This is a genomic window from Campylobacter sp. RM9334, assembly GCF_020138145.1.
GTDB lineage: Bacteria > Campylobacterota > Campylobacteria > Campylobacterales > Campylobacteraceae > Campylobacter_E.
Genome location: NZ_JACGAX010000005.1, coordinates 39,080 through 61,636, shown reverse-complemented (window position 1 = coordinate 61,636; position 22,557 = coordinate 39,080). Strand labels below are relative to the sequence as shown.

The following is a 22,557-nucleotide window of genomic DNA, read 5'->3' as shown; positions in this document are numbered from 1 at the left end:
AGGTTGCAATGAGAGAGATTAAAAAGATTTTAATTGCTAATCGTGGAGAAATAGCTCTAAGAGCTATTAGAACGATTAAAGAAATGGGTAAAGAAGCTATTTGTATATATTCTAGTGCTGATAAAGACGCTTTATATTTAAAATATTGTGATGCTAGTATTTGCGTTGGTGGTCCAAAATCAAGCGAGAGTTATTTAAATATCCCATCAATTATTAGTGCTGCTGAATTATGTGGTGCTGATGCGATTTTTCCTGGATATGGGTTTTTGAGTGAAAATCAAAATTTCGTAGAAATTTGTGAGCGTCATAATATTAAATTCATAGGTCCTAGCGTAGAAGCTATGAATACTATGAGTGATAAAAGTAAAGCTAAACAAGTTATGAAAAGAGCAGGTGTTCCAGTAATCCCAGGTAGTGATGGGGCTATTAGTGGAGTAGAAGTTGCAAAAGAATTAGCTGAAGAAATGGGCTATCCTGTTATTTTAAAAGCTGCTGCAGGTGGTGGTGGCCGTGGTATGCGTGTGGTTGAAAAGGCTGCTGATTTAGAAAAAGCATATTGGTCTGCTGAAAGCGAAGCTACAAGTGCATTTGGTGATGGTAGAATGTATATTGAAAAATACATTAAAAATCCACGCCATATTGAAGTGCAAATCATAGGAGATAGTTTTGGAAATGTTATTCATATAGGTGAGCGTGATTGCTCTATGCAAAGAAGACATCAAAAGCTAATAGAAGAAAGTCCAGCTAGAATTTTAGAGCCAGCTACTAGAGAAAAATTATTAGAAACTGCTATAAGAGCAGCTAAAGCTATTGGATATGAAGGTGCAGGGACATTTGAGTTTTTATTAGATGATTATCAAAACTTTTATTTTATTGAAATGAATACAAGATTACAGGTTGAGCATTGCGTAAGTGAAATGTGTAGTGGAGAAGACATTATTCGTCATATGATAAATGTAGCTGAAGGAAAAGCTCTACCTAAACAAGAAGAGATAAATTTTAAAGGTCATTCAATTGAGTGCAGAATTACTGCAGAAGACCCTAAAACATTTACACCTTGTCCTGGGACAATTAGTAGATATACAGCTCCTGCAGGTGCAAATGTGAGAATGGAAAGCCATGTTTATCAAGGATACAGCGTTCCTCCGTTTTATGATAGTATGATAGGTAAGCTTGTTGTGTGGGCTCCTACAAGAGAGATGGCAATTCATAAGATGAAATGTGCTTTACAAGAATTAATAGTAAGTGGTATTAAAACTACAAAAGATTTTCATATTTCTATGATGGAAAATCCTGATTTTATAAACAATAAATTTGATACAAACTATTTATCAAGAAGATAATTTCTAAATGAAATTCTTTAAGAATTTCATTTAGTCCTAAGTAATGCTATGAAAGAAATTAATTTTTATAAATTATCTTTAAATATTTATTTAGAAATGCTACTTCGTTTTAGCTCTATTGTCATAAATACTATTATGATTAGTAGATACAATGTGTTTTTAATAGGAGCTATGAGTAGTGCAAATCAGATTTTTATAATAGCTACAACTATATTTTCATTCCTTTCAATTGGTTCAAGTGTATTAATATCTCAAGCTTTAGGCGCTAATAACAAAAACTTAGCAATAAGGTCAGCTCATATTAGTATATCTTTTAATATGGTTTTAGGTATTTTGATATTTTTTATAATTAATTTTTTTGATGGCAATATGCTTAGGTTGTTAAATGTTCCTAATGATATATTTGATTATTCATTAATATATTTACAAACTATAGCTTATGTAATATTGTTAGATTGCTTAAATATAGCTTTATCATCTGTCATTAGAACTTATGCTAAGGCTAAGGAATTAATGATTGTATCGCTTATTATGAATGCAGTTAATATTGTTTTTAATGCTATATTTTTATATAAATATGATTTAGGCTTATTTGGAGTGGGAATTTCAAGTGTAATTTCTAGGATAGTAAGCCTTGCAATGCTAATTTATATATATTTTAAGATTGCAAAACTTAAGATTTATTTTGAGCTATTTTTTAAAATTAATAAAAAAATATTAAAAAATATTTTGACAATAGGTGGCTTTAGTGCAGGAGAAAATCTACTATGGTCAGCACAATATATGGTTATTTTTGCTTTTGTTGGATTATTAGGAAAAGATGCTTTAAGTATTCAAAGTATATTTTTTCAAATTTCAATGTTTATATTTACTACTAGCTCTGCATTAAGTGTGGCTAATGAGATAATCATCGGTAGGCTAGTTGGTGCAAAAGAATTTGAAAAAGCGTATAAACAAAGTTTTAAAGTATTAAAAATTGCAATAATTTGTAGTTTAGTATATGCTAGTTTTGTTTTTTTAATTCAAGATTATATATTTCAAGCACTTAGTTTAAGCAATGAATTAATAAATATTATAAAACCGCTTTTTATAATAAGTTTTTTCTTAGAAAGTTCAAGAGCTTTAAATATAGTAATGGTTAATTCTTTAAGGGCTAGTGGGGATGCTGCTTTTCCTTTTTATGCTGGAATTGTTTTTATGTGGGGAGTTAGCGTTCCTTTAGCTTATATTTTAGGGATACATTTACATTTTGCTATGGTTGGAATATGGAGTGCTTTTGTAGTTGATGAACTTTTAAGAGGACTTGCTAATACATATCGTTGGAAAAGTAAAAAATGGCAAAGCAAATCAGCTGTATAAATATCTTTTAAAAGATATTTATATTTTATGATTTAGTGTTGTTGTGCTTTTAAATTCTTGTTTGTATCCGTTAGTTTCTATGCTATCTTTTAACATTTCTTCAAGTAAAGAATCATAAAATTCTTTAACACTTAGCACATATTTTGCATATTCTTTGTTTTTTGCTAATAAGTAATTTAAATTAAATTTTAATTGTTGTAATAAATCGCTTGATTTTTCACTTAATAAATCTGATAAATTACCATTATTTTTAGTAGCTAATTCAAGTAAGGCATTATCTAAAGCTTGTTTTTCTTTTAAAAAAGCATTAAGTGCTTCTACTTTTTCCTTATTTTGAGTATCAAGCCTATCTTTTCTAGCTTCTTTAATATCACTTATTCCTTGTTCTGTTATGCTAATAATTTTTAATAAAAGATTATTAGCAGTAGCTAGTCTTTTTTCTATCATTAGTATAACTCATTTGCAATTGCATTTGCGGTAGATTTTAAATCAATTTTATAAGTTCCATTTGCAATTTGCTCAGCTATAGCAGCTGCTTTTGGGCTCAAAGAACTTTTGGTTTCTTTAACTTCAGTTTTATCAACATTTTCACTTTTTGTAGCTTTTGGCTTCATAATATCTTGGCTTGAATATACCATAGATGAACTAAGTGAGTTTAACATTTTTCAACCTTTTTATAATATTTGCATACTATATCGGAATCAGTTTAAAAAACTTTATAGCCTTTCTTTTAAAAAATTAAATAGCATTTCAGAAAATCCAAGCCCACCACTTAAAGCCTTACTCATAGCATCATTATACATTGAGCCATAAATATCATCTCCAGCGTCTTTTCCAAATAGTGGATTTTCTAATTTAAGACTAATATCAAGGACACTTTTTATCATAAATGCTTCAAAAGCATCTGTTTGTTCTTTTAACAATTTTTCATCTACTTTTGCAGTATTTGGCTGGTTTATTAAATTAGAATTTAAAATTTCATGAGATTTTTTATTTTCTATTTTATTAATTTCTTTTTCTAATAAATTAGAAAAATTATTTTTACTATCTTCGCTTAATTTTATTAAGGTATTTGTATTTGGTAGAGTATTTTTATATGTATTTTCATAAATTTTTGATATATCCATTATAAAATCTCCAATTCAGCATTAATTGCCCCAGCTTGTTTTAAATTTTTAATAATCGTTATTACATCAGCAGGGCTTGCACCTAGTTTATTTAAGGCTCTAGTGATATTTGCTAAAGTTATTTTATCGTTAGTAATTCTTAAAATATTTGAGCTAGTATCAATTACACTACCATCTTTTAAATCAACTTCATTGTCTTTTAGTTCATAAGGTCTTTTAGGTTCAATTTTAATTGTTATATTTCCATGAGATATTAAAACAGGACTAACTTCTACATCAATTCCACTTATTATCGTTCCTGTTTTTTCATTTATTATGATTTTACTATTTGCGTTTATTTCTCCAGCATCTAGCGATAATACTTTTGCTATAAAATCAACTGCACTTTCTTCTTCTGGTCTTTCTATTATTATTGTTTTACCATCTGTAGCTTTTGCTATATCTAAATCATAAGCTTTATTTATTGCATTTTTTATTTTACTAGCTAGTGCAAAATCATTTTGCTTTAGACTTAGAGTAATTCTTTCTTGATTGTTAAAATCAAAATTAACTTCTCTTTCTATACTAGCTCCATTTGTTATTTTTGCATTTGTCATACTAGCACCTTTGCCACTACTATCTATACTAAGCGCTCCTTGAGCTAATGCGTAAATATTCCCATCAACACCTTTTAAAGCACTTAATAAAAGTGTTCCACCTTTTAAACTTTTAGCATCACCTAATGAAGCTACATTTACATCAATTTTATCCCCACTTTTTGCAAAGGCAGGTAATTTTGCACTAATCATAACTGCTGCGGTATTTTTACTTTTAATATCATCAGGGCTTATTTTGATATTCATAGAGCCTAGCATATTTGCAATTGATTGAATAGTAAATTCGCTACTAGAACCATCTCCACTACCATTTAGACCAACAACCAAACCATATCCGATTAATTCATTATCCCTAACTCCAACAATATTTGCAATATCTTTTATTTGTGAAGCCATTAAGGAATTTAATATAAATATCAAAAATATCATAAATCTCATTATTTTTCCTTATTTTAAATATGTTTAAATTAAGCAAATCATATTCCATATTTTTTACAAAAACATTAACCAAATACTAAATTAGCTTTTGTAAAATCAGCAGATTACTTTCAAATTTTAAGGATAATAAATGCACAATTTATTTTTATTTAGTGATTTTATAGCTGATGACAATAAAGCGATTACTTATTTAATTCATTTCGTTTTAGTTATTGCAATTATTTTGGTTTTAGCAAAATTAGCAACTTCTAAAATGCAATTAGTTCCAAAAGGTATTCAAAATATTATGGAAATGTTTTTAGATGGTGTTTTATCTATGGGTAAAGATACTTTAGGCTCAAAGGAAGCAGCTTTAAAATATGTTCCTTTAATCGCTACTCTTGGATTAGTTGTTTTTGTAAGCAATATAATAGGTATAATTCCTGGATTTGAAGCTCCTAGTGCTAGTTTAAATTTAACACTTCCTTTAGCAATAATTGTTTTTATATACTATCATTACGAAGGCATAAAAACTCAAGGATTTTTTAAGTATTTCAAGCATTTTTTTGGTCCTGTTAAAGTGATTGCTCCACTTATGTTTGTTGTTGAAGTGATATCACATTTTTCTCGTATAGTTTCTTTATCTTTCCGTCTTTTTGGAAATATTAAAGGAGATGATTTATTTTTAGGTGTTATTTTGGCTTTAGTTCCAATCGTAGCTCCGCTTCCACCATATTTTCTTTTAACATTTATGGCATTTTTACAATCGTTTGTATTTATGATTTTAACTTATGTATATATAGCTAGTGCTATTGCAATTGATGAGGAGCATTAATGGAATTTGAAGTAGTTATTGGTTTAGAAGTTCATACTCAGCTTAATACAAAAACTAAGATTTTTTGTTCTTGTGCGACAAGTTTTGGTGAAGTTGCTAATACTAATGTTTGCCCTGTGTGTTTGGCATTGCCTGGAGCTTTACCTGTATTAAATAAAGAAGCTTTACAAAAGGCTATATATTTTGGTAAAGCAATTAATGCAAAAATTAATGAAGTAAGTATTTTTAATAGAAAAAACTATTTTTATCCTGATTTACCTAAAGCTTATCAAATATCACAATTTGATGTGGCAATAGTTGAAGGTGGAAAATTAGAAATTGAAGGTGATTTTGGTAAAAAAATAGTAGGAATTACTAGAGCTCACCTTGAAGAAGATGCAGGTAAAAATATTCACGAAAACGATAATTCTTTAGTGGATTTAAATCGTGCAGGAACTCCACTACTTGAGATTGTAAGTGAGCCAGATATTAGAAGCGCTGATGAAGCTGTAGCTTATCTTAAAAAACTTCATTCTATTATAAGATTTTTAGATATTAGTGATGCTAATATGCAAGAAGGCTCTTTTAGATGTGATGTTAATATATCTATCAGACCTAAAGGCGATAATAAATTTTATACAAGAGTAGAAATTAAGAATTTAAATAGTTTTAAATTTATTCAAAAAGCAATAGAGTATGAGAAAGAACGCCAAATAGCTGCTTGGATGGATGGTAAGTATGATAGTGAAGTAGTTCAAGAAACAAGATTATTTGATACTACAAGACTTGTTACAAAACCTATGAGAAGCAAAGAAGAAGCTGCTGAATATAGATATTTTGCAGACCCTGATTTATTACCTGTATTTGCTAGTGCTGATATGATTAATGTTGCAATTCCTGAACTTGCAGATGAGAAAATATCTCGTTATGTTAGCGAGTATGGGCTAAAAGAAGATGATGCTAAGGTTTTAGTAAGCTCACTAGAAATGGCTATGTTTTTTGAATATTTAATAAAATCAGGTTGTTCTCCAAAACTTAGTACAACTTGGTTAAGTGTAGAATTAATGGGTTTATTAAAAGGTGAATTAAATATAACAAATTCTCCTGTGGGAAAAGAAAAATTAGCAGATTTGATAAAAGCTATTGAAAATAGTGAAATATCAAATAAAGCAGGCAAAGATGTTTTAGCTTATTTGTTTGAAAACGATATAAGTGTAAGTGATGCTATTGATAAACTAGGATTAAAACAAGTTAGTGATGATGGTGCTATTAATGCAATAATAGATGAAATATTATCTAAAAATGCAGATAAGGTAGCTGAATATAAGTCAGGTAAAGATAAGTTGTTTGGATTTTTTGTAGGACAGACTATGAAAGAAGGCAAAGGAGCTTTTAATCCAAATAAAGTAAATGAGCTTTTAAAGGCTAAGCTTGGATGATTAGCGTAATTGGTTCTGGTAAGTGGGGTAGTGCAATAGCTCATGCTATCTCACTTAATAACAAAGTAAATATTTGTTCTTTTAGTAAAAAATCAGGTGAATATATTGATATAAACGAAGCTAAAAAAAGTAAATATTTAATATTTGCATTAAGTGCTCAAGGAACCTATGATTATCTTAGAGCTAACTTTAGTAATTTAAATTATAATTATGTATTAATCGCTTCAAAAGGTATTTATCAAGACTTATTTTTACACGATATATTTTCTAAGTTTTTTCCAATAGAAAATATTAGTGTTTTAACTGGCCCATCTTTTGCAACAGAAGTTAGTAAAAATTTACCAACAGCACTTGTAATTAGTGGTGTTAATGATAAGTTAAATCAAGAATTTGCTAATTTTTTTCCTAGTTTTATAAAGACATACACTGATAATGATGTCGTTGGTGCTGAGATTTGTGGCGCATATAAAAATATTATTGCTATTGCTAGTGGAATTTGTGATGGATTAGAATTAGGTAATAATGCAAGAGCTGCTCTTATTTCTCGTGGTCTTATAGAAATTACTAGATTTGGTAAGTTTTTTGGTGCTAAAGATAATACTTTTCTAGGTTTAAGTGGGGCAGGTGATTTATTTTTAACTGCTAGTTCAACATTATCAAGAAATTACAGAGTGGGATTAATGCTTGCAAAGGGCTATAATCAAGATGAAATTAAGCAAGAATTAAATGAAGTTGCTGAAGGAATTGATACTACTAAATCAGTTTGTAAAATTGCAAAAACACATAATATATATTGCCCTATTGCTAATGAAATTTTATTAATTTTAAATGGCAAGAATGTAAAAACTAGCTTACAAGATTTATTAAAAAAATGAAAAAATTTTTAATTATATTATTTATAAATATTGTATTGTATTCTCAAAATTTATCAAATATAAGCACCCAAAGACTAGCTGGTCAGATGATTATGATAGGTTTTAATGGAAAAGATATTAAAGAATACAATATAAGAAAATTAGGTCAAGAAGCTAGTCTTGGAAAAGTTGGTGGTATAGTTTTTAGGGCTAATAATTTCACAGATATTGAGCAGGCAAAAAAATTAGTAAGTAGATTTAAAAATATAGCAATTGTAAATCCATTATTTTTAGGTATTGATTATAAAGATTTAGATAAAAATTATGATTTTTTATATTGTAAAGAACCTGATTTTATTAATCAGAATTTAAATATTAATGATGCTAGATTAAATTATCTAAAATCAGCTTTAAATTTAAAAGAATTAGGACTTAATTTAAATTTAACATTAGGGGTAAATACTAATATAACTAATGATTTATTAGATAAACTTAGTATCTATGCTAGAGAATACTCTGATGCTTTTAGGCAAAGTAATATTTTAATAGCAGCTAAAACTTTTCCTGGAGATATGAATAATTCTTCAAGTTTTGTTAAAGATTATAGATTAAGTTTTTTAAAGCCATTTTATGATTTTACACAAACTAATAAAGTTGATATGATAATGGTTTCAAATAAAATTTATCCTATACTAGATAAAAAACCAGCAAATATGTCTAAGAAAATCATTAATATATTAAAAAATGATTTATCATTTAATGGGGTAATAGTAAGTGATGATATCTTAGGTGGTGATTTAGATGGCATAGATTTTAAAGATAGGATAATTGATAGTATAAATGCTGGAGTTGATATATTATATTTTGGATTATCTAGGATAAAGTATGGAGATACAGCAAGTTATGTTGTTGATATTATAAGTCAAGCAGTAGATGATGGCAAAATAAGTAGAAGTAGATTAGAAGAATCTTATATAAAAATTACTTCTTTAAAAGAGAGAATATGATAAAAAAATTATTAGATGAACAAAGTGGTATTAAAAATACAATTGATAATTTATATTCACACCCTGACCCATTGCAAGTAGTATATGATAATATTAATAGCAAAGATATAGAATTTATTGCTTTAATATGCGCTTTATTTGCGTATGGAAATGCTGGTGCTATAGTAAAATTTTTAAAAAAACTTGATTTTACTTTACTTAATAAAAGTGATGAAGAAATAAGGCAAATAAATCACAAATATAGATTTCAAAACGAAAGAGATGTAGCAGAAATTTTTATTAGTTTAAAAAGATTTAAAGAAAAATCAAGTATAAAAGATTTTAGTCATAAAATTTATAAAACAAGCAAAAATAATAAAATATTAGAAGTTATTCAAGCTTTAATTACTGAGATTTATTCATTGAATGATTATAGAAGTGATGGGTATGAATTCTTTTTTAGTAAAGTTAATAATACAAGTGCGTATAAAAGATATTGTATGTATTATCGCTGGATGGTAAGAAATGATAATTTAGATTTGGGTTTGTTTAATGAAATTAGTCCTGCTGATTTATTAATGCCACTTGATACACATACGCATAAAATGGGGCTTATGTTAGGGCTTATTAAAAGAAAACAAGCCGATCAAAAATGTATGCTAGAGCTTAGTAAGGCTTTAAAAAATTTTTGCAATGAAGACCCTTTAAAATATGATTTTGCTTTATATAGAATATCTCAGACTAATGATGAAAATTCTTTACAAGAATTAATTAAAAATGCCAGAAATTAGTATTATCCAAGAAATTATAGTTTTAATATCGGCATTATTTGCTGGCTTTATTGATGCAATTTGCGGCGGTGGAGGGCTTATTATAATACCTATGCTAATTGCTTTTGGTTTAGGAGAACAATTAGCCATTAGCACTCACAAATTTCAAGCAATGTTTGCGATGTGTTGTTCGTTTTCAACTCTATTTAAATATATAGAATTTAAAAAAGTATTTATAGGAATGATTTTTAGCATAATAGGTGGTATTTTAGGTGCTAGGGTTCTTTTAATAATTAATCCTGAACCATTAAAACCCATTATATTATTTACTCTTTTATTGATTTTTATATATTCTATTTTCAATTCAAAACTAGGTAGTATTAAAGCTAAGCAAATAATGAGTGAAAAATTATTCTATCCGTTTTTTGGCTTATTGATAGGATTTTATGATGGATTTTTAGGGCCTGCTACAGGTTCATTTTGGATATTTGCTAGCATTAGTTTAATAGGTCAAGATATTAAACAAGCAAGTATTAATGCTAAGGCTTTGTGTATGGCAAGCGGTATGATTTCTCTTATAATATTTATGATAGATTTTAAGATTTATTATTCACTTGGTTTAAAAATGGCAGTATGTGGTATATTTGGAGCATTTTTAGGTGCTAAATTTGTTTTAAAATACAAAAGTGATTCTATCAAAAAAATATTTTTAGTTATTGTTTTTATAACTTTACTTAAACTAACTTATGAATATTATTTAAAATAATTTTTTATTACAAATTATAAAATTTATTTATATAAAAGACTTTTTATAAACTTATTTAGTCTTGTATAATTTAACTAAAATTATTATATAATTTCTTTATGGAATTTAGTTTATTAGAATATTTTATAGGCTTTTTAGCTTCTTTTATTGGTGGTTTTATTGATGCTATTGTGGGTGGTGGCGGACTTGTTACATTGCCTGTGATTTTAGGACTTGGAGTGCCACCATCTTTAGCTATTGCAACTAGTAAGTTACAAGCTAGTATGGCTGCAGTTTCTGCTGTATTTAGTTTAAGAAAAGAAATAAAATTTAAAGAATTAAGACTTGGAATTTTAATAACAGCAATTTTTTCAATTCTTGGAAGTTATGTTTTGCTTTTAATATCTAATGAAGCTATTATGCCACTTATTTTAGTTATTTTAATATTAGTATTTATTTATACTATTTTTAAGCCAAATCTAGGGAATATAAACAAAAAAGCTATTTTAAGCACTACTTTATTTTTAATAATTTTTGGTGTTATTTTGGGATTTTATGATGGTTTTATAGGACCAGGAACTGGCTCGTTTTGGATATTAGCATTTACTTCTTTATTAGGATTTAATCTAAAGCAAGCGTCAATAAATACTAAATTATTAAACACTACAAGCAATGTTTGTTCTTTATGTTTCTTTTTGTGCTTTTATGATGTTTTAATTAAACTTGGTCTTATTATGGGAATAGGTGGGATAATAGGTGCTTATTTAGGTGGTAAATGCCTTCTAAAAATTAATATAAATATAATTAGATGGGTTTTTATAATTATTGTTTTTTGCACTATTTGTAAATTAATATATTCAAATTTCTTTTAGCATTTTAAAATAGTTTTCAAATTCTTTACACTCATTTATTACTTTAAAACCATATCTTTCGTATATTTGTGAAGATTTGGTTATTAGTGTAATTTTTTTATAACCTTTATTTTTTGCTATATTAATTGCATATTCAAGCATTTCTTTTAATATCCCCATTTTTCTATAGCTAGGAATTATCGCTACACTATCTATATAAAATTCATCTTTATCGCATTCTTTTATAATCTCATAATTTGAGTTTATATTTTTTAAATATTGCTTTAAAGCGTCATCATTATATTCTCTATCGCCATAAGCACAACAAATTGAAATAATTTGATTGTCTTTTTCATATACAAATAAATTATCAAGACAAAATCTAGTTTTTTCCTTGCCAAAAAATTCATAAAATTTTTCTATTTTTTTATGATAGTCTTTCTCGTTAAAAAAGTTTTCACTAAACTCAGCCATTGCTAAGTCTAAAATCTCGCAAGCCTTATAATCACTCATTCTAGCAGGTCTAATCATTAGTTATCCTTGTTTTTGTAAAATCTTAACCAAATTTTAATTATAAGAGGTGAATATGGGAAGAGCGTTTGAATACAGACGTGCAGCAAAAGAAGCTCGTTGGGATAAGATGAGTAAGATATTTCCAAAATTAGCAAAAGCTATTGAAGTTGCAGCAAAAGAAGGTGGAATTGACCCTGAAATGAACGCAAAACTTCGTTCAGCAATAGCAACAGCAAAAGCTCAAAATATGCCAAAAGATAATATTGACGCGGCATTAAAAAGAGCAGCAGGTAAAGATGGAAACGATATTAAAAGCCTTCATTATGAAGCTAAAGCTAATTACGGAGTGCAAATTATAGTTGAAGTTGCTACTGATAATACCAATAGAACCGCAGCTAATATAAAAGCTATTTTTAATAAAAACGGAGCTACTCCACTTGTAAATGGTAGTTTAGAATTTTTATTTTCAAGAAAAAGTGTTTTTGTATGTAAAAAACCTAATATGGATTTAGAAGAATTAGAATTAAGCCTAATTGATTTTGGTTTAGAAGAATTAGAAGATGAAGAAGAAAATGTAAGAATTATCGGAGCTTATGATAGCTTTAAAGAGCTTAGCACAGGAATTGATGAACTTAAATTAGAGCTTGTTAGTGGAAGACTTGAATATGTCCCAAACAATCCAATAAGTCTTAGTGAAGAGCAAATCACTGAACTTGAAAAATTATTAGATAAGCTTGAAGAAGATGATGATGTTCAAGCAGTTTATACAAATATAGAATAAGGAAAAATTATGTTAAAGGTATATGACAATTTTGCAGATTTAGAAAATATTAATGAAGCTATTATTAAGACAAATAAAGGTGATATGAAATTAACTTTATTTAAAGATAGCCCGCAAGCTACTTTAAATTTCGTTCATTTAGCAAAAAATGGATTTTATAATGGTCTAAAATTTCATAGAGTAATTCCTAATTTCGTTATTCAAGGTGGTTGTCCTTTAGGCACAGGCACAGGTGGTCCTGGTTGGAATATTAAATGTGAATGCAAAAATCAAGAGCATAAGCATTTAAGAGGGACTTTATCTATGGCTCACGCTGGTCGTGATACTGGTGGCTCTCAATTTTTTGTTTGTCATTCAGCACAACCACACTTAGATGGAGTTCATACGATTTTTGGTCAAGTTAATAACGAAGATGGCTTAAAGGTTCTTGATAGTATCCGCCAAGGCGATATTATTGAAAGTATTGAAATAAAATAATTTAAAATATATAAGATATGATTCAAATTCTTTAATTTAGGTTAAAGAATTTGAAAATTAATTAAATTGATGATTATATTGCTTTTTACGAGGATATAAAAGTTTTTTGCAGATATTTTTTAAATATCTTTTTATTATATTTTTTTTACTTGTTCTAATACTATTAAATATCATATCAAGTTCTATTCTTTCCTTTTCGGTAATCACTTTTAATCCTTTAATTGTTTTCTTATACGAGACATTAAAAATAATAACTCATCATCATCTAATTCACTAAGCATTGTAAATACAGCTTTTACTGCTTGTGGTTTAGAATTACCTAAACGCCAGTCTTGATAAGTTCGCATAGGTAATCCTAAACGCTGCGACATTGCTTGCAAAGAAATTTTCTTACCATTTTCTTTACTTTCTATCGCATTATGTAATAAATTAAATATATCGTTCGTCTCAATCATTTTTAAATTATACGATTTTAAAAATTAAACTTCGCTAAAACGGAGTTTATATTTGTAAAAAAATATAAAAAATACAAAATATCCTTAAATTAATACATTAAAAAATAAAATATATACGAAATAATGTATAAAAATATGGTTAAATAATTTTACTAAATTAAATTGAGTGTATTAGACTAAATAGTCACTTGATAGTTAACAACTCAAGTGATATAATTCGTTTATCAATTTTAAGGTATGAGTGATAATGAGTAAAAAAACTGATTTTATACTAGAGCAAATGATTAAAGCTTATTTAAGCGAGCAAAATCCAATTGGCTCTATGTTATTGCAAGATAGTTTGAATGTTCCTGCAAGCACTATAAGAGTTTATTTTAAACAACTTGATAGTGATGGTTATATTTCAAAACTTCACGCAAGCGGTGGAAGAATTCCTACTCAAAAAGCTATGAAATATTATTGGAAGCAATTTTTTAATTATGAATTAAATTCTAAATTAGAATTAAACTCAACTTTAAATTTATTAAGAGTTGCTAACGAGAATGATTTGTTTTTCCTTATTGTTGATAACAAAAAAATATTTTTAAATGATATTTTAAACATTGAAAATAGATTTATTATTTTAGATTTTATAGAAAATAGGGTTTTGATTGATTTTAACGATGAATTAAATATACTTTTTAATCAGTTAAAAGGATATGAAATAAATGATATTAAGACGATTTTATATAGATTAAATTTAATAAATACTTTAAGTGATATTGAAAATTCTTTTAAAAATAAAATTAAATTTATATGTGGAGAAAAAATTTTTGCAAATATTGTAAAACTTTCTTCATTTAGTTCTATTATGAATTTAAAGTTACTTGATTATTTTACTAATAACTTGATTTATGATGAGCTATTTTTACCTGATTTTATGGGAGTTAAATTAGATTGTAATTATATGCAAAATAAAAGCTCTTTAATAATTGCAGGTAGTATTTTTACAGACTATGAAAATGTTTTAAATCAATTAAGGGAGGCGATATGAGCGAAAAAGCCACGCAAGAAGAAAATGTAGTAAATAACGAAGAAGTTTGCGAATGCAATGAAAATTGTGAATGCGAACAAAATGAGTTAAGTAATGAAGAAATTGCTTTAAGAGCAGAGCTTGATAAGGCAAATGAAGAATTTGCAAAATTAAAAGACGCTTATCTTAGAGCTAATGCAGATTTTGAAAATTATAAAAAACGCTTAGAAAAAGATAAGCAAAGTGCTGTTTTATATGCACAAGAAGGATTACTTAAGGATTTAATACCTGTTTTAGACGCATTAGAAAATGCTAGTAATTTTGAAGCAGATGATGAGTTTTCAAAACAACTTAAACAAGGTATTGATAATACTTTAAGTTTATTTAAAAATATCCTAGCAAAACACGGAATCAAAGAAATCGTAGCTAATGAAGGTGATGAATTTGACCCTAGTTATCACGAAGCTATGATGCATGTTGAAGCAGAGCTTGAACCAAATTGTGTTGCAGTTATGTTTCAAAAGGGTTATATGATAAATGACAGAATAATTAGAGCTTGTAAAGTAAGCGTATCAAAATAAAAGGAGAAAATTATGGGAAAAGCAATAGGTATAGATTTAGGAACAACAAATTCATGTGTAGCAATTTATGAGCGTGGAGAAAAAAAAGTAATTCCAAATAAAGAAGGAAAAAACACAACTCCTTCAATAGTAGCATTTACAGATAAAGGCGAAGTTTTAGTAGGTGATAGTGCAAAACGCCAAGCAGTAGCAAACCCAGAAAAAACAATTTATTCAATTAAAAGAATTATGGGTCTTATGATGAATGAAGACAATGCTAAAGAAGCGGCAAAACATTTACCTTATAAAATAGTAGATAGAAATGGTGCTTGTGCGATAGAAATTGCAGGTAAAACTTACACTCCACAAGAAATTTCTTCAAAAGTTTTAATGAAACTTAAAGAGGATGCTGAAAGCTATTTAGGAACATCTGTAACTGATGCAGTAATTACCGTTCCAGCATACTTTAACGATGCACAAAGAAAAGCTACTAAAGAAGCAGGTCAAATCGCAGGATTAAATGTATTAAGAATTATAAACGAACCAACTGCAGCAGCTCTAGCTTATGGTCTTGATAAAGTAAGTGCTGAAAAAATTGCAGTATATGACCTAGGTGGTGGGACATTTGACGTTACAATCTTAGAAACTGGTGATGGTGTTGTAGAAGTTTTAGCAACTGGTGGTAATGCGTTTTTAGGTGGAGATGATTTTGATAATAAATTAATTGATTTCTTAGCAACTGAGTTTAAAAATGAGCAAGGAATTGATTTAAGAAATGACAAAATGGCTTTACAAAGATTAAAAGAAGCAGCAGAAAACGCTAAAAAAGAGCTTTCAAGCACAAATCAAACTGAAGTGAATTTACCATTCATTACAGCTGATGCAACAGGTCCAAAACACCTTGTAAAAACAATTACAAAAGCTCAATTTGAAGGAATGATTGACTCACTTGTGGCTGAAACTATCACAAAAATCAATGAAGTTATAAGTGAAGCAGGAATTAGCAAAAACGAGATTAAAGAAGTAGTAATGGTTGGAGGTTCAACTCGTGTGCCTTTAGTTCAAGAAGAAGTTAAAAAAGTATTTGGAAAAGAACTAAATAAAAGCGTAAATCCTGATGAAGTTGTTGCAATGGGTGCTGCTACTCAAGCAGGAATTATTCAAGGTGATGTAAAAGATGTGCTTTTACTTGATGTTACTCCACTTAGTCTTGGAATTGAAACTTTAGGCGGAGTTATGAGTAAAATCATAGAAAAAGGTGCAACAATTCCTACTAAAAAAAGCCAAACATTCTCAACTGCAGAAGATAATCAAAGTGCAGTTACTATTAATGTTTTACAAGGTGAGCGTGAGTTTAGCCGTGATAATAAATCTCTTGGTAATTTTAATCTTGAAGGTATCCCAGCAGCTCCAAGAGGTGTGCCGCAAATTGAAGTTACATTTGATATTGACGCAAATGGTATTTTAACGGTAAGTGCATTAGATAAAGCAAGTGGTAAAGCTCAAAATATCACAATCACAGGTTCAAGCGGATTAAGTGATGAAGAGATTAAAAATATGATAAACGAAGCTGAGAAAAACAAAGAAGCTGATAAATTAAGAAGAGAAGTAGTAGATGCGAAAAATCAAGCTCAAAGCCTAGTTCATCAAGTTCAAAAAAGTCTAAATGATTTAGGAGATAAAGTAGAACCTGCAATTAAACAAGAGATTGAAGGTGCAATAAATGAGCTAAATGATGTAGTAAATAATGAAAACGCAACAAAAGCTCAAATAGATGAGAAAATGAAAAAACTAAGCGACGCAAGTCATAAATTAGCTGAAAATCTTTACAAAAAAGATGATAGCAAAGACGCTAAAAAAAGCGAAAAAGATGATGCAGTAGATGCAGAAGTAGAATAATAATTTATTAAAAAACTAGTCTTACAAGGATTTATCCTTAATTTTAGGAATTTCAATTTGAAATTCCTAATTTATCTTAATTTAAAATATCTTTTAATGTTTATTTTTATTGATGGTAAAATTTAGTAAATATTATATTTTTACACAAAAATAGATTGCAAGCTCTGAATTAATTTTGTAAATTACAATTAAGTATGAAAAGTATATAAAATAAGAGTTCTTATATTTTATAAAATAATTTTTAAGAATTTAAATAAGTCATATAGTTTTTAAATAAGCATATATAAAAATTAAGTATTTTTAAAAACATTTGATAGCAATTTTAAACCCAAAATATAATTTATTTTTTATTACTGCAATATTCAAAGCATATATCAATTATTATAAAGTAAGTTATTAAAATCATTTGAATTGTTTTTTTATACTAGTATTTAAGCTTTAAATGGTTTTTAGCTCTTATAATTTAGTGCAAAAGCTAAGGATAATATAGGTAAAAATACCTATATTATTGATTTTTATCTATTTGTTTTATTAAATCACTCATTTTTACATTTTGACCTAATATTTTTAGGTAGATATAATAGTTTGCTAAAACTTTTTTACCATACAATCTACTTTCTAAATAAGGCACAAGCTCCATTGATAAGAATGGTTCGTATGATTTTAGTTTAGAATTTGGATTAAACATATAATCTTTTTTTAGCATTCTTTGAGTAAATCCTAAGCCCCCGTTATAAGCATAAGCTATAAATATAGGATGCTTAACTCCTTTTTTAAGCGTATTTATATGAGCGTTTGCGAATTTATAAGCTATTTTTGGGTCAAACATTTGAGTAACATCAAAATCATTATCATTAAAATCAACTTTAGCAGTATGTCTTGCTACAAAAGGCATAAATTGCATCATACCTAAAGCATAAGAAGTGCTTACAGAAGCTGGTAAAAATCTGCTTTCTTGTTTAGCAATAGCTAAAATTAGTGCTTTTTGCTCTACGCTATAATTGGCTAATTCTTCAGGAAATGGTATTGGATAAATATTATCTTTAAAATTACTTAATTTATCGCTAATTACTAGATATTGTCCTTGAGTATTTTTGGTATTAAAATATTCTTGCATTTCGCTAAGCTTTTGAGTATCAGCGTTTTTAATGTCATTCATAAATCTAGCTTGAACTAAAGCATTATTTATAGGATAATCTATGCTTTTTGTAGGATTTGGTGTGATGATGGTCGGTAATGGTGTGTTTGTTAGCTCTTTTGCTAAAATACTATAAATATTTAAATCATCACTATTTGCTAAAGTATCTAAATGCCTAGTTTTATTACTAGCTAAATAAGCAAAAAATAAAGCATTATCCTTTGGTCTTTTATATTTATAAGTTTTATTAGCTCTTAAAAAGTATTTTTCTGCTAAGGCATTTTTATTAAACATAAGTGCATTTAAACCTAATACAAATGCTAAATCTTCTTTAGCGTCTTCTTTATCAAGACTTGCTAATTTTTCTTTTATTTTTGGATATTTATCATCTACTATAGCTGAGTTTAAAAATTTATAAGCATTAGGGTGTTCCATCATACTAGCACGAGTAAGTGGCCCTGGAGAAAAATCATCTAGCTTATATCCATCATAATAAAGCTTCATTAAGGTTTTTCCATCACCTTTTTTAATGCTTTCTGCCACAGGGTTTTTGTTAGCTAATATGCTTAATTGTGAGCTTAGATTTTTATCTTTTTGTTTATAAATATTTGCTAGTTTTATTAGGTTTTCTTTGCTTAACTTTTTTGCAAAATTTATTTCTTTTAGTCTAAATACCTGACATTTTTCATCTGCGTTCATTATAGAATTGATTGAATAATTATAGCAAGAATCAGCAGGTAATGTCTTTGGCTCTTCTTTAATGTCTTTGCTTAGTTTTTCATATTCTTTTTTCATAACTCCAGCAAAACGGAAAATATGTGTTTTAAATTCTTTTAAATCTTCTTTTTTTATCTCATTATTTTTTAATAAATTATATAAAAAAAAGTCCTTAGCAAGTGAGTTTGGCTCATTTTTTAATTCTTCATAAGTATATGAAAATAAAGCTTGAGCAATTAATAATATACTAATTAATTTTTTCATAATAATCCTTTTACGATTTTTACTAATTCAAATAATCCGATTTGTAATAAATGTATTCCTACGAAAACAGCAATAGGGGCAAGACTTACCATACCTATATTTAAAAATCTAGGCGGTATTATCATATATACTAAATCAAAGGCAGGTCTTACTAATTTATATACAATATTGTATATTTTATATCCGATAGGGCTTGTAAAAGCCTGTGGAAAAAACGAAAACAAACAATAGGCAATAACTAAATATGAATAAATATTTAGTCCTCTTATTATCAATACAAATAGTAAAACTACAATATCAGCAAAGCTCATCTTTTACCTTTAAAAACTCACTCATACAAGGTTGCATAATCTCATAAATTTGTGCTAATTCAGGGCCGTGAGCTGAACCACTAAGCAATAATCTTAAGCTCATAAATAATTGTTTGCCTTTTAAATTAGCGTTGTGATTTAGTTTAAATTCTTCGTATTTGCTAGGTATGTTTGATTTTTCTAATTCAGCTTTTAATAATTTCGCACTCTCACTAAAATCTAAATTGTTAGCAAAAACTATATTAAATGGTAGAAAATATCCACTAAGTTTAGCTCTAATTTCATTTAAAGTGCTTGCTTCTTCTAAGTGAAGTTTTGCTAATTTTGCTAATACTTTTACATTGCTAAACTTAGCTAAAAACTCATCTTTAAACAATAATCTAGCTAGAATTTCATCATCTAAAATCTTAATATGCTCTCTATTTATAAATCTTAATTTTGCCATACTAAATCTAGCCGGAGATTTAGAAATATTGCTTATTTCAAACCAAGAAATTGCATCATTCATAGTAAAAATTTCATTAGGGGTTTTATTGCCTAAAGCTAGTAAATAATTAGCTATCGCATCAGGCAAAAAGCCTTCATTTAAAAGCCATTTTACGCTTGAATGCTCTTGTCTTTTACTCATTTTTTGACCGCTTTCTTCGTCTAAAATGATAGGTAAATGTGCATATTGCATACTCTCATTAAAGCCTAAAGACGCCTTTATATGTTCTTGTTTTGGAGTATTGCTTACATGGTCTTCTCCACGGATAATAAAGCTAACTCCTTCGCACATATCATCCATAGAACATGCAAAATTATATGTAGGTGTCCCATCAGCTCTTAAAATCACAAAACTATCAACATCATTTGGCTCAAATGATAAAACGCCTTTTATTTCATCTTTAAAAGTGATTGTGTTTTTAGGTTTTTTAAGTCTTATTACGAATGGTTTAGTTAAATCTTGTTTTAAATTCTCGCAAGTTCCATCGTATCTATAAGCTCTTTTTTCGTTTTTTGCTAATTCTTTTTTTTCGTCTAATTCAGCTTCGGTGCAATAGCATTTAAAAGCAGAACCATTTTCTAATAATTTTGCTGCTAATTTTTGATGAGTTGCTAGATGAGTGCTTTGCACATAGTATTCGTCCCAATTAATCCCAAATAAATTTAAAATACTCTTAATCTCTTCTTCTTTGCCTTGAATATTTCTAGCAGTATCTGTGTCTTCTATCCTTAAAATAAACTTTTTATTATATTTTTTCGCACATACATAATTAATAACGGCAGTCCTTAAATTCCCTATATGCATATCGCCTGTAGGTGATGGGGCAAATCTAAACATTTGTAATTCCTTGATATGATTTTTCATAATTCTATTTTAAGAAAGTAAAAAGAGTGCCAATGAAAGAAGTATTAAAAAAAATTTCTTTTTTTAAAGATTTTAGCGAAAATGAGCTTGAAGAATTAGCAAAAATTTGTATTCTTAAAAGCTACGAAAAAGGCGAAATGCTATTTATGGAAGGTGAAAGTAGTAAGTATTTGCACTTATTAATTAAAGGAAATATTAAGGTTTATAAAACCAACCAAAAAGGAGCTGAAATTTTTATGCATAAATTAACTCCGATTTCTTTTGTAGCCGAATTAGCTAATTTTGAAAATATCCCTTTTCCTGCGAGTGCTAGTTTTTTAAATAGTGGGGAAGTGATTAAGATTGATTTTGAAGAGCTTAAAAATAAGTTTTTAACTAAGGTTGATTTTGTTCTAGCCTTATTAAGTGGAATTTCAAAAAAGTTAATTTATTTATCAGAATTCGTTCATAATGAAATGATTTTAAGTGCTGAAGCAAAGCTAGCTAAATTAGTTTGCGAGCAAAGCGAAGTATTTAAGAGCATAAAACATATCCAATTAGCTTCATTTATAAATCTTGCTCCTGAGACTTTTTCTAGAATTTTAGCTAAGTTTAAAAATGATGGAATTATTAGTTTTGATGATGATAAAAACTTAATAATTCACGATGAAAAATATTTAAAATCACTTTACGAGAATTAATTATGAGCTTACACCATTTATTATTTGCTATTGCATTTTGCGTTGCTGTTTTTATTGCAAATGCTTATATTTATAGACAATTATTTAGAGTAATTTTCCCTAGATTTAAAGGATTTTTTTTATTAGTTTGCATAGTTTTATTTATATCTAATGTTGTATTTTTGTTCTCTATGAGAGCTAATTTTTTGCCTGATTTTCTTTATACTACTTTATCAATTCTTTTGGGTTTTTCTTTCTTCTTCTTTTTAATCGCTTTAATTTATGATATTGTTAAATTTATAGCCTTTAAAAGCGTAAAAAATATAGACACAAATAGAAGAAAAACTTTAAAATTAATTTGTGATTTAGGTGTTTTATTTGTTGCATTTGGGTGTTTTTTACAAGGTATATTTAAGGCAATTAAAATTCCACCTATTAAATATGTAGATTTAAATGCTAATTTAGGAATAAAAATCGCAATGATAAGTGATGTGCATTTAGGCAAGAATTTGCATAAAGATTTTTTAGAAAAATTAATCGCAAAAATCAACGAACAAGAAGTTGATTATGTAGTAATTGTTGGGGATTTAATAGATACTAATATAGATGATATTGATTATTTGGATTTATTAAATACCTTTAATAAGCCTTGCTTTTATGTAACTGGCAATCACGAATACTACCACGACGCTACAAAAATCCTAGCAAAATTAAAGCAAACTAATATAAAAGTATTAGAAAATGAAAGCATAGATTTAGGCAAAATAGTGCTTAGTGGCATAAATGATTTAAAGGGTGCAAAATATGGAATGCCAATGGATTTAGCCCCAATTTATAAAAATTTTAATGATACTAAATACAATATTTTATTAGCTCATCAACCTGTTGTAGCTAAGGAATTTGATTTGAGTAGATTTGATTTAGTTTTATCAGGGCATACTCACGCAGGGCAGATTTTCCCATTTAGTATTTTTGTTTTAATGCAGCAAGGATTTTTGCACGGACTTTATGAAATCGGTAAAAAAACTAAATTATATGTTAGTAGTGGTGCTGGTTTTTGGGGTCCATCTATACGCTTTTTAGCACCTAGTGAAATAGTAATAATTAGACTTTAAGGAA

26 protein-coding genes are annotated in these 22,557 nt (G+C 27.8%); 16 read left to right on the top strand and 10 right to left on the bottom strand.

Translation table 11 applies throughout. The features are described from left to right. The first annotated feature begins 8 nt into the window (after positions 1–8). Positions 9–1,343 carry an acetyl-CoA carboxylase biotin carboxylase subunit gene (locus tag AVBRAN9334_RS03615; protein ID WP_214118795.1) on the top strand — a complete coding sequence of 445 codons (1,335 nt, stop codon included), beginning with the start codon at positions 9–11 and terminating at the stop codon, positions 1,341–1,343. A gap of 48 nt (positions 1,344–1,391) precedes the next feature. Further along, a complete protein-coding gene (locus AVBRAN9334_RS03610) occupies positions 1,392–2,702 on the top strand; it encodes an MATE family efflux transporter (RefSeq protein ID WP_214118797.1) in 1,311 nt (436 codons plus the stop codon). Between the two features lie 18 nt (positions 2,703–2,720). On the opposite strand, the gene AVBRAN9334_RS03605 is transcribed toward AVBRAN9334_RS03610, so the two are convergent. The 4 genes from AVBRAN9334_RS03605 to AVBRAN9334_RS03590 form a co-directional block, all read right to left on the bottom strand. Then, a complete protein-coding gene (locus tag AVBRAN9334_RS03605; protein ID WP_214118799.1) occupies positions 2,721–3,149 on the bottom strand; it encodes a hypothetical protein in 429 nt (142 codons plus the stop codon). After that, positions 3,149–3,364: a flagellar biosynthesis anti-sigma factor FlgM gene (locus AVBRAN9334_RS03600; RefSeq protein ID WP_336607053.1), complete on the bottom strand. Its 216-nt coding sequence runs from the start codon at positions 3,362–3,364 to the stop codon at positions 3,149–3,151. The genes AVBRAN9334_RS03605 and AVBRAN9334_RS03600 overlap by 1 nt, the downstream gene beginning before the upstream one ends. A 54-nt stretch (positions 3,365–3,418) precedes the next feature. Then, positions 3,419–3,679, bottom strand: coding sequence for a rod-binding protein (locus AVBRAN9334_RS03595; protein WP_239803721.1), 261 nt, complete (start codon positions 3,677–3,679; stop codon positions 3,419–3,421). 149 nt (positions 3,680–3,828) lie between these two features. Continuing rightward, on the bottom strand, positions 3,829–4,863 hold the full coding sequence (locus tag AVBRAN9334_RS03590; protein WP_214118805.1) for a flagellar basal body P-ring protein FlgI: 1,035 nt from the start codon (positions 4,861–4,863) through the stop codon (positions 3,829–3,831). 130 nt (positions 4,864–4,993) lie between these two features. On the opposite strand from AVBRAN9334_RS03590, the gene AVBRAN9334_RS03585 reads away from it, so the two are divergent. The 7 genes from AVBRAN9334_RS03585 (at position 4,994) to AVBRAN9334_RS03555 (ending at position 11,322) form a co-directional block, all read left to right on the top strand. After that, complete coding sequence (locus AVBRAN9334_RS03585) at positions 4,994–5,677, top strand: F0F1 ATP synthase subunit A (RefSeq protein ID WP_214118807.1); 684 nt, start codon at positions 4,994–4,996, stop codon at positions 5,675–5,677. After that, positions 5,677–7,095 carry an Asp-tRNA(Asn)/Glu-tRNA(Gln) amidotransferase subunit GatB gene (gene gatB / locus AVBRAN9334_RS03580; protein WP_267525128.1) on the top strand — a complete coding sequence of 473 codons (1,419 nt, stop codon included), beginning with the start codon at positions 5,677–5,679 and terminating at the stop codon, positions 7,093–7,095. The genes AVBRAN9334_RS03585 and gatB overlap by 1 nt, the downstream gene beginning before the upstream one ends. Continuing rightward, entirely contained in the window at positions 7,092–7,970 is an 879-nt protein-coding gene (locus AVBRAN9334_RS03575) for an NAD(P)H-dependent glycerol-3-phosphate dehydrogenase (RefSeq protein ID WP_336607052.1), read from the top strand. The genes gatB and AVBRAN9334_RS03575 overlap by 4 nt, the downstream gene beginning before the upstream one ends. Beyond that, on the top strand, positions 7,967–8,956 hold the full coding sequence (locus tag AVBRAN9334_RS03570; protein ID WP_336607051.1) for a glycoside hydrolase family 3 N-terminal domain-containing protein: 990 nt from the start codon (positions 7,967–7,969) through the stop codon (positions 8,954–8,956). Before AVBRAN9334_RS03575 ends, AVBRAN9334_RS03570 begins: the two co-directional genes overlap by 4 nt. Then, positions 8,953–9,726: a TIGR02757 family protein gene (locus AVBRAN9334_RS03565; RefSeq protein ID WP_336607050.1), complete on the top strand. Its 774-nt coding sequence runs from the start codon at positions 8,953–8,955 to the stop codon at positions 9,724–9,726. Before AVBRAN9334_RS03570 ends, AVBRAN9334_RS03565 begins: the two co-directional genes overlap by 4 nt. After that, entirely contained in the window at positions 9,713–10,471 is a 759-nt protein-coding gene (locus AVBRAN9334_RS03560) for a sulfite exporter TauE/SafE family protein (RefSeq protein ID WP_336607049.1), read from the top strand. Before AVBRAN9334_RS03565 ends, AVBRAN9334_RS03560 begins: the two co-directional genes overlap by 14 nt. A 98-nt stretch (positions 10,472–10,569) precedes the next feature. Further along, positions 10,570–11,322 carry a TSUP family transporter gene (locus tag AVBRAN9334_RS03555; RefSeq protein WP_214118818.1) on the top strand — a complete coding sequence of 251 codons (753 nt, stop codon included), beginning with the start codon at positions 10,570–10,572 and terminating at the stop codon, positions 11,320–11,322. On the opposite strand, the gene AVBRAN9334_RS03550 is transcribed toward AVBRAN9334_RS03555, so the two are convergent. Continuing rightward, the gene (locus tag AVBRAN9334_RS03550) at positions 11,308–11,832 is read right to left on the bottom strand and encodes a GNAT family N-acetyltransferase (RefSeq protein WP_336607048.1); all 525 of its coding nucleotides are present in this window, start codon (positions 11,830–11,832) and stop codon (positions 11,308–11,310) included. The genes AVBRAN9334_RS03555 and AVBRAN9334_RS03550 overlap by 15 nt on opposite strands. A 55-nt stretch (positions 11,833–11,887) precedes the next feature. Here AVBRAN9334_RS03550 and AVBRAN9334_RS03545 point away from each other — a divergent pair, with 55 nt between their 5' ends. Both AVBRAN9334_RS03545 and AVBRAN9334_RS03540 read left to right on the top strand, forming a co-directional pair. After that, positions 11,888–12,595, top strand: a complete 708-nt coding sequence (locus AVBRAN9334_RS03545; RefSeq protein ID WP_214118822.1) for a YebC/PmpR family DNA-binding transcriptional regulator — start codon at positions 11,888–11,890, stop codon at positions 12,593–12,595. A gap of 9 nt (positions 12,596–12,604) precedes the next feature. After that, on the top strand, positions 12,605–13,072 hold the full coding sequence (locus AVBRAN9334_RS03540; RefSeq protein WP_214118824.1) for a peptidylprolyl isomerase: 468 nt from the start codon (positions 12,605–12,607) through the stop codon (positions 13,070–13,072). 57 nt (positions 13,073–13,129) lie between these two features. Here the strand turns inward: AVBRAN9334_RS03540 and AVBRAN9334_RS03535 are convergent, their stop codons facing one another. Then, positions 13,130–13,279, bottom strand: a complete 150-nt coding sequence (locus tag AVBRAN9334_RS03535) for a hypothetical protein (protein WP_214118826.1) — start codon at positions 13,277–13,279, stop codon at positions 13,130–13,132. Between the two features lie 2 nt (positions 13,280–13,281). Then, positions 13,282–13,527, bottom strand: a complete 246-nt coding sequence (locus AVBRAN9334_RS03530; protein WP_336607047.1) for an XRE family transcriptional regulator — start codon at positions 13,525–13,527, stop codon at positions 13,282–13,284. Between the two features lie 247 nt (positions 13,528–13,774). Here AVBRAN9334_RS03530 and AVBRAN9334_RS03525 point away from each other — a divergent pair, with 247 nt between their 5' ends. The 3 genes from AVBRAN9334_RS03525 to dnaK are packed head-to-tail and all read left to right on the top strand — an operon-like array spanning position 13,775 to position 16,998. Continuing rightward, on the top strand, positions 13,775–14,560 hold the full coding sequence (locus AVBRAN9334_RS03525) for a hypothetical protein (RefSeq protein ID WP_214120281.1): 786 nt from the start codon (positions 13,775–13,777) through the stop codon (positions 14,558–14,560). Then, positions 14,557–15,120: a nucleotide exchange factor GrpE gene (locus AVBRAN9334_RS03520; protein WP_336607046.1), complete on the top strand. Its 564-nt coding sequence runs from the start codon at positions 14,557–14,559 to the stop codon at positions 15,118–15,120. Before AVBRAN9334_RS03525 ends, AVBRAN9334_RS03520 begins: the two co-directional genes overlap by 4 nt. Positions 15,121–15,132: 12 nt before the next feature. Continuing rightward, entirely contained in the window at positions 15,133–16,998 is a 1,866-nt protein-coding gene (dnaK, locus tag AVBRAN9334_RS03515) for a molecular chaperone DnaK (RefSeq protein WP_214118833.1), read from the top strand. A gap of 505 nt (positions 16,999–17,503) precedes the next feature. Here dnaK and AVBRAN9334_RS03510 read toward each other — a convergent pair. Genes AVBRAN9334_RS03510 through gltX form a run of 3 tightly spaced genes read right to left on the bottom strand, consistent with a single transcriptional unit; the run spans position 17,504 to position 20,752 of the window. Continuing rightward, positions 17,504–19,117 carry a lytic transglycosylase domain-containing protein gene (locus tag AVBRAN9334_RS03510; RefSeq protein WP_336607045.1) on the bottom strand — a complete coding sequence of 538 codons (1,614 nt, stop codon included), beginning with the start codon at positions 19,115–19,117 and terminating at the stop codon, positions 17,504–17,506. Continuing rightward, a complete protein-coding gene (locus AVBRAN9334_RS03505) occupies positions 19,114–19,428 on the bottom strand; it encodes a YggT family protein (RefSeq protein ID WP_336607044.1) in 315 nt (104 codons plus the stop codon). Before AVBRAN9334_RS03505 ends, AVBRAN9334_RS03510 begins: the two co-directional genes overlap by 4 nt. After that, positions 19,415–20,752 (bottom strand): glutamate--tRNA ligase, encoded by a 1,338-nt coding sequence (gene gltX / locus AVBRAN9334_RS03500; RefSeq protein ID WP_336607043.1) that lies wholly within the window; start codon positions 20,750–20,752, stop codon positions 19,415–19,417. The genes AVBRAN9334_RS03505 and gltX overlap by 14 nt, the downstream gene beginning before the upstream one ends. A gap of 59 nt (positions 20,753–20,811) precedes the next feature. On the opposite strand from gltX, the gene AVBRAN9334_RS03495 reads away from it, so the two are divergent. Beyond that, positions 20,812–21,459 (top strand): Crp/Fnr family transcriptional regulator, encoded by a 648-nt coding sequence (locus AVBRAN9334_RS03495; RefSeq protein WP_214118979.1) that lies wholly within the window; start codon positions 20,812–20,814, stop codon positions 21,457–21,459. A gap of 2 nt (positions 21,460–21,461) precedes the next feature. Then, positions 21,462–22,553 carry a metallophosphoesterase gene (locus AVBRAN9334_RS03490; protein WP_250325182.1) on the top strand — a complete coding sequence of 364 codons (1,092 nt, stop codon included), beginning with the start codon at positions 21,462–21,464 and terminating at the stop codon, positions 22,551–22,553. The last annotated feature ends 4 nt before the right edge of the window (positions 22,554–22,557 follow it).